The organism is Variovorax sp. WS11 (assembly GCF_010499245.1).
In the GTDB taxonomy this organism is placed as follows: Bacteria; Pseudomonadota; Gammaproteobacteria; order Burkholderiales; family Burkholderiaceae_C; genus Variovorax.
Genome location: NZ_JAAGOW010000004.1, coordinates 330,682 through 344,913 on the forward strand (window position 1 = coordinate 330,682; position 14,232 = coordinate 344,913).

Below are 14,232 nucleotides of genomic sequence, written 5' to 3' on the forward strand. Positions count from 1 at the left end.
GCCCCGGCTACTGCGTGTCAGGCGCGCAGTCGCAGCAACGGCGCGCACCTGCAGCAGCGCAGGAACAGGCGCGAGGCGGCCGGGGCGGCCGCCACCTTCGTGACGGCAGGGCCGCAACGAGGGTTACGCAGCCGCCGTTGCGGCGACGGCTTCAGGCGCCGAAGGCGGCTGGCTCTCCACCACGGCCGCCTTGCGCGCAGCAGGTTTCGGGTTCGCCTTCTTGCGGATCGGCAGGGCCTTGGACACCGCCGCCTTCTTCGCCGCCACGGCCGGCTCCGACGCCGCCACCGGTGTCTTCGCACGGGTGCTTGTCTTCACTGCGGTCGAAGCGCGCGCTGTCGTGGCCGCGCGGCCCTTCTTCGCCGGCGACTTCTTCACCGGCGGCTGGACCGCTTGGGTGGACGTTGAACTGACAGCAGATCCGGCACGAGGCTTCACAGCCACTTTCTTGCGCGAGGCCTTCGCCGGACTCGTCGCCGCGTCGGCGGGCGCCGCCACGGCAGCGCCGGGAGATGACTTCGCGGCCGCCGACATCTTCCTTGCTTTGCCTGTCGCAGCGCCGGCGCGCGGCTTGATCCGCTTGGATGCGGTCACCTTGGCCGTCACTTTCTTCGCGGGTGATTCGGCAACGGGTGCGACGACGACCGGTGCTGCCGCACCGCCCGCAAAACTCTCGAGCGTCCGACCGGCAGCGATGGCATCGCGCAGCCATGCCGGCCTCGGCCCACGCCCACCCCACTGGTTGCCTTGTCCATCGCTGAACTTCGCGCGCTGGGCCGCAGCGCGCCCCTTGCCATTCGTCGCCTTGATCTTCTTCGAAGCCGAAGGCCGCACTGCCAATGCCGCAGTCGAAGCGAATTTCAGATCGCCAGCCGTGAGGCCGTACGTCGAGATCATGCCGTTGATCTTCGCGATGGCGCCTTTGGCTTCGATCGCAAGTTGCTTGTGGGCGGAGGCCTGGAGAGCAGCAATCTCGCGTGCCAATTGGGCGTAGGTCTTGGTCATGAAGAACTTGAAAGTGGAAAGGCTGGAGTCTAATTAGTTTTGTTCAGCCCAATGGGACTGGGCCGCAAACAATTCAAGTCCGATCGAACGCGTGCCGACCGGCCGGGGACTCATTCATCCGATGACCGCAGCGGCGCGCAGTCCAGCAGCGGCATCTCCCGGGCCAGGATGTACTCGAACGCTTCGCCCGCCTGCCGTGCGGCCGTGAAGATCGCGGTGCGGTCGTTCTTCAGCAACGGCAGCCAGCTGTCCAGGTAGGCGGCATGCCCCTCGATGGTGGCGTCGACCAGCCCGCAGCGCCCCATCACGAACGCCGATCCAAGTTCGGCCACCAGTTCCTCGAACGCATAGGCCGCATCGCCGAACCGTTTCCCGAACTGTCGATGAAGTCGACTCGGATGTCCCGTCCAGTGCACCAGCTCGTGCAGCAAGGTGGCGCAGTACGCTTCCCCGCTGATGAAGCGGCTCGGCCACGGCAGCCGGATCTCGTCGAGCTCGGGCAGGTACATCGCGCGTTCGAAGCCATGCCGGATGACCGCATCGCAGCCGCCCAGGAGGCGCAAGGCGCCTTCCACGGGGCCACTCGGCGACTTCACCGGATCGACGCACAGGCCGACCACCTCGCTGGGCAATCCATCGATCTGCGCGACGTTGAAGACCCAGAACGGCCTGGCCAGCAGAACGCCGCCGCGCGGCGATTCTTCCGCCCTGCCCTCTTCCTCGCCGTCCGGCCCGCACTCAGCACCATCGCCGTCGTTTGCCTGGCCCGCCTTGCGTTCGAAATGTGCGCACATCACCGCCCGCTCGCCCTTGCGTACCTGAGCGCCCAGGCTCGATGCCTGCCTGTAGGTCAGCCAGACATTCGATCCATAGCCCTGCTCGATGGCGGCATCCCACAGCAGCAGCACATTGGCGCCGTGGTAGGGCTGGCCCGTCTTGCCGTTGCGCGGCATGCCGCGCGAAGCGGCCCGCGTCCAGCGTTCCCGGAACGTGTGGCCGCCCTTCTCGAGCATGCCGACGATCCGATCGGTGATGAGCTGCCGAACGTCCATGCGCCCGACCGGGCGACCCGCTGACTTGTTTTCCTCAACAGTGCCTGCTTTGGGTGAGTCCTCGGGGGGTACGGGGGGAACGCCCGTGGCTGTTCGGGTGTCCGCATGGCGCTGACGGGTGGAAGAAGTTGCATGCATGGCTGGGCCTTTCTGCGGGGTGTGCCGCGGTGTTGAACATCTGCTTTCGGAGCCGCCTCGACGCATGAAGAGCGAGCCCAAGGGCCGATGTCCGGGGACCGCCCGGAGGCCGCAGCCGAGCCAAGCGAGGACCGGGTGAGGACGGTGGCGCAGCCCTTGCCCTGGACAGCGGCCCGTGCGAGCTATGCGTCGGTCAAGAGGTGGCTCGGAAGGCAGAGATGCAGCGCGGCGCACCACGCCGGCACAGCGCATCCAAGCGCCGTCAGTGCCTCCAGCGGCCAGCAGGCCGCGCCCTCCTCTGCGCGCACGCGCACAAGCTCGGGGATCAATGATTTCTTGCTTGCCAAGTGGCCGCGCTCCAGCGGTCACTCAAGTGCAAAGCCTCGAATCCGCACCATGCGGCGTCGCCATCAGAAAAAGGGGCCGAGGGGCCCCTTGCCCCTACATCAGCGCTGGCAGCACGGCATCGACGAGTCGCGGGCGAAGCCGGTCAGCCTGTGCAGCGAGCGGCCATTGGCTTCGTACAGCGCGTCGGCCTCCGCGCCAAGGATGGGGCGCAAGGCATCGACGATGCGGCGTTGCTGGGCGGTGAGATCGAACGATGCGGTCATGATGAGCTCCTGTGAATGGCACAGGCGGGATTGCCTGCGCGACCCCGGATCACCCCGCCGCAGCGCAGCGCTCAAGGCCGCCGCAGGCGCGCGGCACGCGCCGAGCACGCAAAGCGCGCACAGGGCCTTGAACGCGAGAACGGGGGGGTAGCGTGAGGGCACACAGGCAAGCCCTTCCCCCCTCAGCAGCACACCCGGAAGAAGTCCGATCCCGCTCCCGCGTCAGCGATGCGCGAGGCGGGCGCAGCCCGCGCCCGCCAGGGGATGCGCGCGACGGCGCAAAACAGGAGCAGCCCGGAGTTGGCGTCGTGGTCGAGACGGCGAAGCAGAGGATGCGTTGGATCTGCACCCATAGGTGCGTGGTGGGCGCTAGACGCTCGAGCCCGTGACGCCGTTCGCAAGTTCCCTGATGCGAAGGTCGACCAGCGAACGCCAGCCCTTGAGGTGTGATCGCTGCCCGTATTTCGCTTCCACTTCTCTTTCTGCCTGCGCACCAAATTGGCGTCTCGTCCCCAGGGGCAAGCGAGGAATTCGGGCGCGTGGTGCGGGCTCGCGCGGGCTTGCAGGCGCCGAGGGCGCGAAGGCGAACGCGTGGCCCGCGTCGAACTCAGCGATCAGCTGGGCCGGATTCTCCGCGAGCAAGTTGCACTCCCGTTCGGTGAGGCGACGCACGACAGGCGTCCGATCCAGCGGCCGCACCGGGACTTCGGTGCCAAGCATCTTCCGATAGCAGCCTGAGCCGAGGACGATGATTCCTCCGCTGTGAAAGACCACGTAGAGTTGCCGAAACGTACTGCGGCCACAGCCGGGGGCCTGACATGCAAACCGTCTGGCCTGTGCGACTTCCACGATCGCGAGGAGCTTTCCAGTTTCCATTCGCCGGCCGTAACAGGGGAATTTGGACAGGAAAGTATGTTTCGCGCGATGGCGTTTGTCCGCTGCACTTTCGGCCTAGGTCCGTAGCGCCTCAGCCATGCAGGCGCTGCCAACCATCGGTGGACTACCTCGTTTGGAGAATGGCTGATGAATGGGCACTGTCGCAGGAGGCGCCGCCTCGAAGGCCGTGCATTGCGCCCTGTCTGGGCAGCCGGTACGCAGCGCAAGACATCCAACCCACGATGCAATCTTGACGTCCCCATGCGTCCCGCCCGACTGCAGACAAGGCCGCGCACGCGCCCGAGCCCCTCTCGCCATGAAGCCGATGACAGCTCGCTGGAATCGCCGCGATGGCGGCGGGCCCACGGCTCGGCGAGCGTGAATTTTTTGACAATTCGGATCAACGGTTGCAAACGAAAGCACTAATTCTGAGTGAGAATTTCAGCCATGAAACCAGATCGCGACACCCGTGTGGGGGGCGTTGACAGACCCGATCCTGCAACGCGCGCACCAGCTTATGCGAAATGACATCGAGTATCGCCACCTGCTCGAGAAGTGCAGGGACGCCCGCGATGGCGGGTTGAGCGCCCTCTCGACCGGAGAGAGGATCGTGGCCGCGCTGGTGCTGAACCGGCCCGAGTGGCTCGCCCAGCTGGGTTGCACCATGGCCGAGGCCGTCGACCGGATCGGGCTGATCCGGTGCTCCATGCTGCTCCAGGTACAGCGGGACCTGGCCGATTAGCCCAGCGTATGCCGACATGCCGCCGGTGGAGATGGTGTGGACCGGCATTCCCGACGCGCCTGCCCTCGGACGCGCGCGTGCTGGGTGAAATCGGGATGACAGGCACGTCGCGGCCCTTGCCGAGGCGCTGTTCGACGTACGGGGCAGGCGTGCCCGCGCGTTGCCGAGCATTCTGGACAGGTTGCTGACGCAGAACGGGCGACCGAGAAATGCCGGTACGCATGACCGCCAACACGATCGGCAACGCCGCGCAAAGTGATCCTCCGCTCCCGCGCAAGCGGTCAGGCAACCGCCGTCCACCTTCTGCTAGCCTGAGGCGGATGAATGGGGCTCGTCCGATTCGGCGGCGCTTCGGCGCGTGGACTGCGGTCTTCGCAGCCATGGCCGCGTTAGGCATCGACGGCTGCAGCCATCTACCGCGCCCGGCCACGGTTCCCATGCCGGCGCAACTGGACAAGAGCGCTTGTACCGTAGAGGCCCGGACCCTCCTGATCATCCTGCCGGGCCGCGGCATGACGCTGCGCGAACTGGAGAAGGAGGGCTTTGTCTCAGCAATACGCAGCCTCGACCTTGCCGTCGACGTGCTGCGCGTAGATGCCCATCTGGCTTATTACCGGGACCGCAGCATCCTGGAGCGCGTGCGCGCCGATGTCATCGCGCCCGCGCAGGCACAGGGCTACCGCTCGATCTGGCTTGCGGGTATTTCGATGGGCGGTCTTGGCGCGCTGCGATATGCCGAGGTGCATCCCGCAGATGTGCAAGGGATCGTCGTGCTCGCGCCCTACCTCGGTGAGCCGGAGGCAAGCCAGGCGATTCTCAAGGCCGGCGGCCTGCGGCGGTGGAAAGCTCCCCCGGATCCGCTCCCCGACGATGAGGTCGCGACGCAGGTCTGGCGCAGCGTCCAAAGCCTCTTGCTGCGGAATGAGGGGCCCGCACGACCGCCGTTCTATCTCGGCTATGGGCTCTCGGACAGCCTCGCCCCGACTCACCGCGTACTCGCACAGGCGTTGCCGCCCGGTCGGGTATTCACCGCACCGGGCGGGCATGACTGGAACCCATGGCGAGGCTTGTGGCAACGCATGCTGGCAGCATCGGAGCTGCCGCGTTGCTGACCCGACGCAGCTGCGCGCGGCGAAACCGTGGAAGGACAAAGTCGCCTCGTCGGAGGACGTCGAGCTTGGCATCGGCGCAGAACTTCCACGGGGGCGAAGCCGCAGCACCCCCCAGGAGGCACTGCCGGGCAGCCGAGTTGGCGTGGTTATAGTGCGTGGATGGATGAGGCTTCCGTCGCTGAAGAGACGCGTGCTTACTTGTCGTGGTTCGAAGACTTGGAGCGAAGCGTCAAGCCCGACCAAGGTGTGGTGTCGCGTCATTACCGCAGCCGTCTTCTGACGGCCTACAGTCGATATTCCATGCTCAAGGCGGCGGTACAGGGCGCACCAAGTCTCTGCATCGCCGACATCACGGTCGCGCAACCTGGTTGTGGGCTCTTCTCAGCCCTTTGCGACCAGTTCGAAGCTGCAGACTGCCCGATTCACGCGCAGGCGCTATTCGTGGAGAACGTGACGAATCGTCGCTTCATCGGCTGGCTTGAGCGCCGCGGCTTCTTGCTGTGCCCACACAGCAACCTGCAGTTGCTGCCCACGCTGTATCTTGCTTGCGCTCGGACCCCCACAACAAAAGGATGAGCTTCTTTGCTGGGCCGCATCGTGAGCAGCCAGTCCCCCTGGCCTGACCTCTCGCGCGTCGTCAAGATGGCGACGCCGAACGCGTACCTCACGGGCGCGAAGCCCAACGGAGAGCAGCCCAGCGGAAGAAAGTAGCGTGAGCAGGAAACGAGGCCAAGATCGGACGCCGCGGCTTCCGCCACAGTTCCCAGCGGCTTCGAGCCGTTCACGCCACGGCGATGTCGCTCGACCGAGGCCGGTAAAGGGTTCGGTCGGCGCCGTCACAGGCGCAGCGAGCCGGATGTCCTACGCACAAGCGCAACCAAGACTGGCCCTCGAGCTTCTCCACGGAGCAAGAAAGGATCCTCACTGGATGCGCCAAGGAGTTCAGTCATGCGTTATCGGCCGGTTCTTCTCATCTGCTCATCCCTTCTTTGCATGGCCGCGCAAGCACAGGCGCCGGCGAAGGCGCCTGCCGGCAGCACGGCGCAATGCAAGGACGGGACCTACTCGAGCGCCGCCAAGAGGTCTGCAGCGTGCGCCGGGCATCGGGGGGTCAAGACGTGGTACGGAACCAGCGCAGCGGCAGTGCAGACCCAGTCTCCTGCGGTCACGGCAACTGGCGCTGCGCCGACGACTGGCGAGCCGTCCAAGACCCCGGCGACCCCGGAAAATCCCGTGAAGCCTGCGCCGTCGGGAACGCAGAAGTAACAGGGCTGAGGCTTTCGCGATGCTGGCCCCGACCCGGCGTGACGGCATGCGGCCACGCGCTGGCCGACAGCCCCTGCGAGCCCCCGGCCCTCCCCCGACCCCGCGCCTTTGCGTTGCGCGTCACCTGGGACGTGCAGCGTCCTTCCACGACCAGCGCGGACGTAGTCGCAGGGCAGCCACTGTCGCGCAATCTCCAATCGGGCCATGTCCTCCGAAGGGCCGCGGCATGTTCGAACGGCTGAGCATCGACGTCGCTCCCGGGCAGGCGGCCGTCCCATGTCGCGTGCGCGCCGCTGACCTTCGTCGTGTAGACCTTGCGAGCGCCAGCAACTCCTCGGACTCGCGCTTGGCTGCTGGGGTCTTGAAGAACGCAGCGCACGTGCAGCGGCTGTCCCGCACGTTGGCGGCGTCGGCGGCTGACAGTCGGGCCACGACCGGATTGCTGTGTAAGCGGCCGCATTGCCACCGCCATCCTCACAATTGTCGATTGCCGAGCTCTCAAAGCTGCCCAACACTTGATCGATCCAATTCAGCAGGGCCATCTGGCACGACCTTCGCTCTTTGCGCCGCTCGTGGCAGCCGGCAAGCCTATGAATACGCCTACCTCGGCGAGCCGTCTGCGCCAGTTCGACGATCTCCCCGGCCCACGCGGCGTGCCGGTGTTCGGCAACCTGTTTCAGATTGACTCCACGCGACTGCACTTGCAACTGGAGAATTGGTGTGAAGAGCACGGCCCGATCTTCAAGCTGCGCCTGGGCCCTCGCCGCGCGGTGGTGCTCGGTGACCATGAACTGATTGCCACTGCCCTGCGTGACCGCCCGGACGGCTTTCGCCGTACCACCAAGCTCGAACAGGTGTGGACAGAACTCGGTCTGATGGCTGGCGTGTTCGGGCCCAACGGCGAGACTTGGCGTCGCCAGCGACGCATGGTGATGGCCGCCTTCGATCCCGGTCATGTGAAGCGCTATCACCCGGCACTGCAGCGCGTTGGACTGCGCCTGGCCAAGCGCTGGCAGCAGGCCGCGCGTCATGGCACCACCATCGATCTGCAGGCTGATCTGATGCGCTTCACAGTCGACGCGATTGCCGGTTTGGCGTTCGGCGCCGAGGTCAATACGCTTGAAAGCGACGAGGATGTGATCCAGAAACATCTCAACCGCATCTTTCCGGCCGTGTTCAAGCGCATCTTCGCGCCACTTCCGCTGTGGCGCTGGTTCCCATCGGCCGAGGATCGCGCTCTGGTGCACAGCGTGGTCGAGGTGAATGCGGCCGTCGACGGCTTCATCGCGCAAGGTCGCCGGCGACTACAGGCGAATCCGGCCCTGCGCGAGCACCCATCCAACTTGCTGGAGGCCTTGCTGGTTGCCGCTGACGAACCTGACAGTGGAATGGATGACAAGCAAGTGGCAGGCAATGTGCTCACCATGCTCCTGGCCGGAGAGGACACCACGGCAAACACGCTGGCATGGATGATCCACTTGCTATGGCAAAACCCGCAGGCTCTGGCCCAGGCCACCGCGGAGGTACGCCGCGTGTGTGCCGATGGCGAGCCACCCACCGTCGACCAGATCGGTCAACTGAACTATGTAGAAGCCTGCGCCCACGAAACCATGCGCCTGAAGCCCGTGGCTCCGCAGAACGCGATGCAAGCCCTGCGCGACACCACGCTGGGTGACGTGCGCATCCCTGCCGGCATGGTGGTGATCGCGGTCATGCGGCGCGACGCGATGAGTGAGACCCACATTCACGAGGCCGCCCGCTTCAACCCCGAACGCTGGTTTGCCGACGGCCACCCGGGGCAGAACGCCAGCGCCGCCAAGCGGATCTCCATGCCCTTCGGTGCTGGCCCCCGCATCTGCCCTGGGCGCTACCTGGCCCTGGTTGAAATGAAGATGGCGATGGCGGTTCTGCTGAGTCGCTTCGACATCCAAAACGTGAGCACGGTCGACGGCAAGGAGCCGCGCGAACGGCTGCAACTGGCCATGGCACCTGTGGGCTTGAGGATGAATGTGCGCGAGCACGGCATCAGCGCTGAGGCCTGAATCGCGCTCGCCTCCGCGTCAGGGCGTGGGCCGGCCGCCTGCCAGGCTGTCGGCCGAGGATAGGGGCATCGCGTGCGTCGGCCCCGCGCAGCCTCCGCCGCGGCCGCGGCCGCGGCAAGTCTGGCCTATATTGAGCCAACCCGTCTGAGCGAGGTGGAGGCCCATGAAGCGTTCATCGAAGGCGAAGACCGACAGCAGGTCGCTCTGCTGCCAGAGTGCCTTGAAGACTGTATCGGCGAAGACAACCCGGTGCGAGTCGTCGATGCTTTCGTCGAGGAGTTGGATCTCTATGCACTGGGCTTCGAAGGCGTCGATCCGGCAGCCACCGGTCGGCCTTCCTATCATCCCTCGGTCCTGCTGAAGCTCTACATCTACGGCTACCTGAACCGCATCCAGTCGAGCCGCCGCCTGGAGCGCGAGGCGCAGCGCAACGTCGAACTGATGCGGCTCATCGCCCGGCTCGCGCCGGACTTCAAGACCATCGCCGACTTCCGCCACGACAATGGGGCGGGTATCCGCAAGGTCTGCCGCCGCTTCGTTGGTTTGTGCCGCGACCTCAAGCTGTTCTCTCATGCCATCGTGGCCATTGACGGCAGCAAGTTCAAGGCGGTCAGCAACCGCGACCGCAACTTCACCGCCGGCAAGATCGACGCTCGTCAGCGGCAGATCGAGCAGAGCATCCAGCGCTACCTCGACGCCCTGGAGACGGCCGACCGGACGCAGCCGAACAGAGGTCGAGGCCAAGACCGAGCGGCTGCAGGACAAGATCAAGAAGCTGCGCGAGCAGACGAAGCAGCTCGATCGCACGAGGGAAGAGCTGAAGAAGGAACCCGACGGGCAACGCTCGCTCACCGATCCCGATGCGCGATCGATGAACTCGCAAGCCAAGGGGTCGGGCCTGGTGGGCTACAACGTCCAAGCGGCGGTCGACGCCAGACACCACCCGATCGTGGCGCACGAGGTCACCAACGATGGCAACGGCCGCGTGCGAGGCGATGGGCAAGACCAAGCTGCAGGCCCTCGCCGCCGCGGCTACTTCAACGGCACGGAGCTCAAGGCCTGCGAGGACGCGGGCATCACGACCTACGCTTACCATCGCTGCATGGACTCACGCGAGACCGCCCCCTCCCCCGAGCGCAATAAGCAGCCGATGCTCGAGGTACTTGCGCGCGTATTGCCGCCACGCGGCCTAGTGCTCGAGATCGGCAGCGGCACCGGGCAGCACGTGGTGCACTTCGCCAGGGCTTTGCCCGCCCTCACTTTCCAGCCCAGCGAGATGGACGTGGAGCGCCATGCTTCCATCGAGGCGTGGGTGGCCGAAGGCAACCTGTCGAACGTAAAGCCGCCTCTCGCCATCGATGTCACGAAGCATCCCTGGCCCGTATCCGCGGCCGACGCGGTCGTGTGCATCAACGTGATTCACATCTCCCCGTGGGAGGCCACGCTCGCGTTGATGGCGGGCGCCGGCAGGATCCTGCCCGCCAGTGGCGTGCTTGTGACCTACGGCCCGTACATGCGCGGCGGCGCGCATACGTCGCAGAGCAACGAAGCGTTCGACGCGAGCCTGCGCGCAAGGAATCCGCTCTGGGGCGTGCGCGACATCGACAAGGTGGCGGAAGTCGCGGGCAATGAAGGCCTTGCGCTGGAGGAGGCCGTACCAATGCCGGCAAACAACTTCACTCTGGTCTGGCGGAAATCAAACGGCGCACTCCCCGGCGCGCGGGCCCTCGTCGACGGGTTTGCTTGAGCACCAAAGCTGTCGGCCACGAATGGCGGGGAACTGGCCGAGGGCGGCCGGCCAAAGGTTACAGCTGGAATCTAGACATGATGGTCGCCGCCCCAGCGTAGGCGGCCGGTCTCCAACATCGTAGATTGCGTCCAAAAACGTAGAGCTACATGCTGTGACTTGCGTCGTCAGCAACAAGGAGACCGACCATGGAAGAGCGTAGCAAGATTCACGTGGGATTGGATGTCCACAAGGACAGCATCAGCGTGGCGGCGGCCGAGCCTGACCGAGCGCCCGGGCGATTGGTCGGCAAGGTCCCGCACGACGTGTCCAAGCTGCTAAGAGTGCTGGCCAAGGTCGGCACCGCGGAGCGACTGCACATCGTGTACGAGGCTGGCCCGACGGGCTTCGGTCTGCAGCGTGCCTTGAAGGTCAAGGGCTATAGCTGCGAGATCATTGCCCCATCGCAGATCCCGCGACGTCCAGGTGAGCGGATCAAGACTGACACACGCGACAGCGTTCAATTGGCCGAGTGTTCACGTGCTGGCCAGTTGAGCGCCGTGTGGATTCCCGATCCGGACGACGAAGCGATTCGGGATTTGTCGCGGGCGCGGGAAGACGCGGTTCACAGTCGCGTCCAGGCCCGCCATCAGCTCAAGGGCTTCTTGCTGCGCCACGACGTGCGCTACAAGGGCAAGACCTCGTGGTGCGGTGCCTACTACCGCTGGCTGGGGACGCTGAACTTCGGTGTTGGTGCCGCCCAGACCGCGTTCACCGAATACTGGCAAGCCGTGACGGCGGCAGATGATCGTGTCGATAGGCTGACGAAGGCGCTGCTGTCCTCGATCGCTGGCTGGCGCTTTGAATCGGTGGTCGGTGCGCTGCAGGCACTGCGTGGTGTTGCCGCGATCACAGCGATTGGCTTGGTGGCCGAGATCGGCGACCTTGGTCGCTTTGCACATCCGCGCAAGCTCATGGGCTATCTCGGGCTGGTACCGTCCGAGCATTCCAGCGGCGAGCGCACGAGCCGCGGCAGCATCACCAAGACGGGCAACGCGCATGCGCGGCGACTGTTGACTGAGGCCGCTTGGAACTATCGCTTCAAAGCGCGCATCGGCAAACAGGCGCAGATTCGACAACAGGAGTTGTCCGAACCGATACGAAGGATGGCCTGGACGGCGCAGCTGCGGCTGACTCAGCGGTTTGCCGCTTTGAATGCACGCGGCTTGCAAGCCAACAAGGCCTGCGTCGCGGTCGCAAGAGAACTGGCCGGCTTCGTCTGGGCCATCGGCATGCAGGCGCAACGCGAGAAGGTCGAGTCAACCTGAAAAGGCGAAGACGCCCCCGGATCGATCTGGCGATGCGACACGAGCAACGATAGGGCAATCCTCGAGCCTGTTACAAGGGCACCGCAAGGCTGATCCCCGACCCTAGAGCGAGGCAGGCCCACGACGAATCGATGAAGTGCAGGTAACCAAACCGCGGATATGAGCTTGATTCATCGTCGCTGCAAACGCTCGAGTCGCATCACCTGATCGATCCCAACATGCACCTACACCCCATAGCCATGCAGGAGCGCTATTGACACTGGCGACCATATGAGCAGGCTGACGGCCGGTGCCGGTTCAAAACAGGCGCGCGTAGTCCAGTAGGTCGCGGGTGCCATAGCCTCGGGCGCGAAGTGCGGCACGCTCTCCGGCCGTGAACTTGGGCGAGAAGCACACTTTCTGCACGTTCCAGCCGAGAACACGTTTGCCTTCCTTGGTACCGAGGAAGGCTTCGATGTGCCGGTCGAATTCCGCCAGGGCGCCCGGTGTGTGCGCTGAGGCCGAGCGCTTGCAGCTCCCGAAACGAACCGTCTTGGTGTCCCCGTCCATGGCGACCACGTCGATTTCGATGTTGCGGCTCGCGTCTCGCGGCCGGTTCCAGAAGCCGAGATTGATGTCCGTCAGGCTGAAATCGCCCTTGCCCTTCTGAGAGCACTCGATGTGCAGCTGGCGAATCAGCTTCTCGAACGCGTGTCCCTCGTGGGTGTTCATGCGAGGCAGCGCATATTCGATAGCCCGGTCCATGGGCTTCAAGCGCACGACGTCGCGTGCAGGCTTGGCCACTGCCAGCCAGCCCTGCAAGAAGTTGTCCGCGATGTAGTACCGGGCGTTGCGGCTCGTGCTGTCCGAGAAGACGGGCAACTGCCGTTCAACGAGGCCGTAGTGGTTCGCGAGGGTGCCGAGATAGGCCGCCAGAGCCTTCTTGTCTTTCTCGTCCTTGCCTGCGAAAGCAGCATTGACCTCGCCGTTTGTGCAGCCGGGGTTCTGGGCCAGGAAGTTGAGGATTGACACGCCCCGACCGCGGATTTCCCGCAAAAACCAGGTGTCCGCTTCCTCGGTGAGCGGGCTGCTGCTCATGAGGAACATGCGCTTGAGCAGCTCGGCTTGGCATGCCGCAGGCTCCACGTCGAACAGCCCCTGCTCGTAGCAGTCGCGGTAGAACTTGGGCACGCCCTCGAAGAAGCTCCAGAGCGAGAGCCACTCGTATGGGTCTTCCAAGCCGTGGGCTTTGTAGACCACCATCAGGTCCTCGAAGTCCCAGTGATTCAGGTGCTGCTGCGACGTCAGGCGGCCATACAGGGGGGCGCCTTTGTCGTCTAGTAGAGCTTCCATCTCCGAATGAATGGAACCCAGGACGAACAGGCCCCCGCCCTTGGTTCCGCGCAAGATGTCGACTTGAGCCTGCAGGAAGGAGTTGAACGCACGCAAGGCCGCCCGAGTGAAGTACTGGAATTCATCCAGGACGACAACCATGCCTGCACGGCAGAGCGTGCCAATGGCCGCTGCCATGGAGGCGAAATCGTCGACTTTAGGGACCAGGTCGCGGGCGACTTGCTGGTCACTCTGTCCGAGGGCTGCCTTGAATGTGGCAACCACATCGAACTGGTCGGAGTCGGGCACTTGCATGTACACCAGCCTGGCCATCAGGTCGCCGTCGAGGGTGGCCAAGTGCTTCAGTAGCGCTGTCTTGCCAATGCGGCGGCGCCCCTGGACGCGGCAGAAGAACCAGTTTCCGCGGTGCACAAGGCTCTTCAGGTCGTCGAGTTGTGTCCCTCTGCCGTAGAAGCTCCAGTCAGTCATGTGTTTAAGATAATATATCTTTGCTTACGTGTCAAATCACCTAAGTTCCTGCTGGATAAAGGAATTTCACCCACCACCACTCCGGCGCCCGTAGCCATCTGACGGCAATCACGCGGTCATTTGAATAAGTAAAGATAAATTATCTTATGCGAGCAGAGGCTCGGAAGCCAGGGTAGCTGGGTCCACAGCCCGACGGACTCGTCCGGTTCGAAATCGGCTCACTGCATGGAGCCGATTCATCTTTTTCGACGACCGACGGGCAACCTGCGACGACTCGAAGGCCCCCTGCTCGCCATCGTAAATATCGCTGCTGGACGTCAGCTGCTTTGGGCACGGTTGGCGGACATCGGGTGAGTGGATTGCTACTTTGGAGCGCGGCGGCCGACGGCTGGTTTGGCCGACTGTAGCCTGTCGCCGGCCCGCGGCTCCGAGCCCCTTGCGGTCCATGTCGCGGCTAACGGGCTGGCACGCGCACGGCGCAGGGCCGCGGGATTAGTCGCGATGCAGCGTAGAGATTCACGATTTTCAATCGGC

General features: G+C 64.7%; 13 protein-coding genes and 1 pseudogene. 9 read left to right on the forward strand and 5 right to left on the reverse strand.

Annotation, left to right across the window (positions count from 1 at the left end; translation table 11 throughout):
* Positions 1-123: 123 nt before the first annotated feature.
* Positions 124-246, reverse strand: coding sequence for a hypothetical protein (locus GXN78_RS42070; protein WP_275407624.1), 123 nt, complete (start codon positions 244-246; stop codon positions 124-126).
* Between GXN78_RS42070 and GXN78_RS41550 the strand changes: the two genes are divergently transcribed.
* Positions 239-994: a hypothetical protein gene (locus tag GXN78_RS41550; protein WP_239143032.1), complete on the forward strand. Its 756-nt coding sequence runs from the start codon at positions 239-241 to the stop codon at positions 992-994. The genes GXN78_RS42070 and GXN78_RS41550 overlap by 8 nt on opposite strands.
* A 121-nt stretch (positions 995-1,115) precedes the next feature.
* Here GXN78_RS41550 and GXN78_RS30910 read toward each other — a convergent pair whose 3' ends face one another.
* The 3 genes from GXN78_RS30910 to GXN78_RS30920 all read right to left on the reverse strand — a co-directional run bounded on the left by GXN78_RS30910 (position 1,116) and on the right by GXN78_RS30920 (position 3,580).
* A complete protein-coding gene (locus GXN78_RS30910) occupies positions 1,116-2,057 on the reverse strand; it encodes a zincin-like metallopeptidase domain-containing protein (RefSeq protein WP_106561017.1) in 942 nt (313 codons plus the stop codon).
* Positions 2,058-2,641: 584 nt separating this feature from the next.
* Positions 2,642-2,806, reverse strand: a complete 165-nt coding sequence (locus GXN78_RS30915) for a hypothetical protein (protein WP_164255966.1) — start codon at positions 2,804-2,806, stop codon at positions 2,642-2,644.
* A gap of 369 nt (positions 2,807-3,175) precedes the next feature.
* Positions 3,176-3,580: a hypothetical protein gene (locus GXN78_RS30920; RefSeq protein WP_146163209.1), complete on the reverse strand. Its 405-nt coding sequence runs from the start codon at positions 3,578-3,580 to the stop codon at positions 3,176-3,178.
* Between the two features lie 619 nt (positions 3,581-4,199).
* On the opposite strand from GXN78_RS30920, the gene GXN78_RS30925 reads away from it, so the two are divergent.
* From GXN78_RS30925 to GXN78_RS30960, 8 genes and pseudogenes are all read left to right on the forward strand, one after another.
* A complete protein-coding gene (locus tag GXN78_RS30925) occupies positions 4,200-4,424 on the forward strand; it encodes a hypothetical protein (protein WP_106561026.1) in 225 nt (74 codons plus the stop codon).
* Between the two features lie 221 nt (positions 4,425-4,645).
* A complete protein-coding gene (locus tag GXN78_RS30930; RefSeq protein ID WP_239143033.1) occupies positions 4,646-5,536 on the forward strand; it encodes an alpha/beta hydrolase in 891 nt (296 codons plus the stop codon).
* A 159-nt stretch (positions 5,537-5,695) separates the two neighbouring features.
* Positions 5,696-6,112 (forward strand): hypothetical protein, encoded by a 417-nt coding sequence (locus GXN78_RS30935; protein ID WP_106561019.1) that lies wholly within the window; start codon positions 5,696-5,698, stop codon positions 6,110-6,112.
* A gap of 417 nt (positions 6,113-6,529) precedes the next feature.
* Entirely contained in the window at positions 6,530-6,802 is a 273-nt protein-coding gene (locus GXN78_RS30940; RefSeq protein WP_239143054.1) for a DUF3761 domain-containing protein, read from the forward strand.
* A 515-nt stretch (positions 6,803-7,317) separates the two neighbouring features.
* Positions 7,318-8,844, forward strand: coding sequence for a cytochrome P450 (locus tag GXN78_RS30945; RefSeq protein ID WP_239143034.1), 1,527 nt, complete (start codon positions 7,318-7,320; stop codon positions 8,842-8,844).
* Between the two features lie 153 nt (positions 8,845-8,997).
* Positions 8,998-9,931 (forward strand): annotated as a pseudogene (locus tag GXN78_RS30950) (transposase); the annotation flags it as partial.
* A gap of 15 nt (positions 9,932-9,946) precedes the next feature.
* Positions 9,947-10,591 (forward strand): DUF938 domain-containing protein, encoded by a 645-nt coding sequence (locus GXN78_RS30955; protein WP_106561028.1) that lies wholly within the window; start codon positions 9,947-9,949, stop codon positions 10,589-10,591.
* Between the two features lie 188 nt (positions 10,592-10,779).
* The gene (locus tag GXN78_RS30960; protein WP_106561022.1) at positions 10,780-11,898 is read left to right on the forward strand and encodes an IS110 family transposase; all 1,119 of its coding nucleotides are present in this window, start codon (positions 10,780-10,782) and stop codon (positions 11,896-11,898) included.
* A gap of 297 nt (positions 11,899-12,195) precedes the next feature.
* On the opposite strand, the gene GXN78_RS30965 is transcribed toward GXN78_RS30960, so the two are convergent.
* Entirely contained in the window at positions 12,196-13,698 is a 1,503-nt protein-coding gene (locus tag GXN78_RS30965) for a DUF234 domain-containing protein (protein ID WP_106561023.1), read from the reverse strand.
* Between the last annotated feature and the right edge of the window lie 534 nt (positions 13,699-14,232).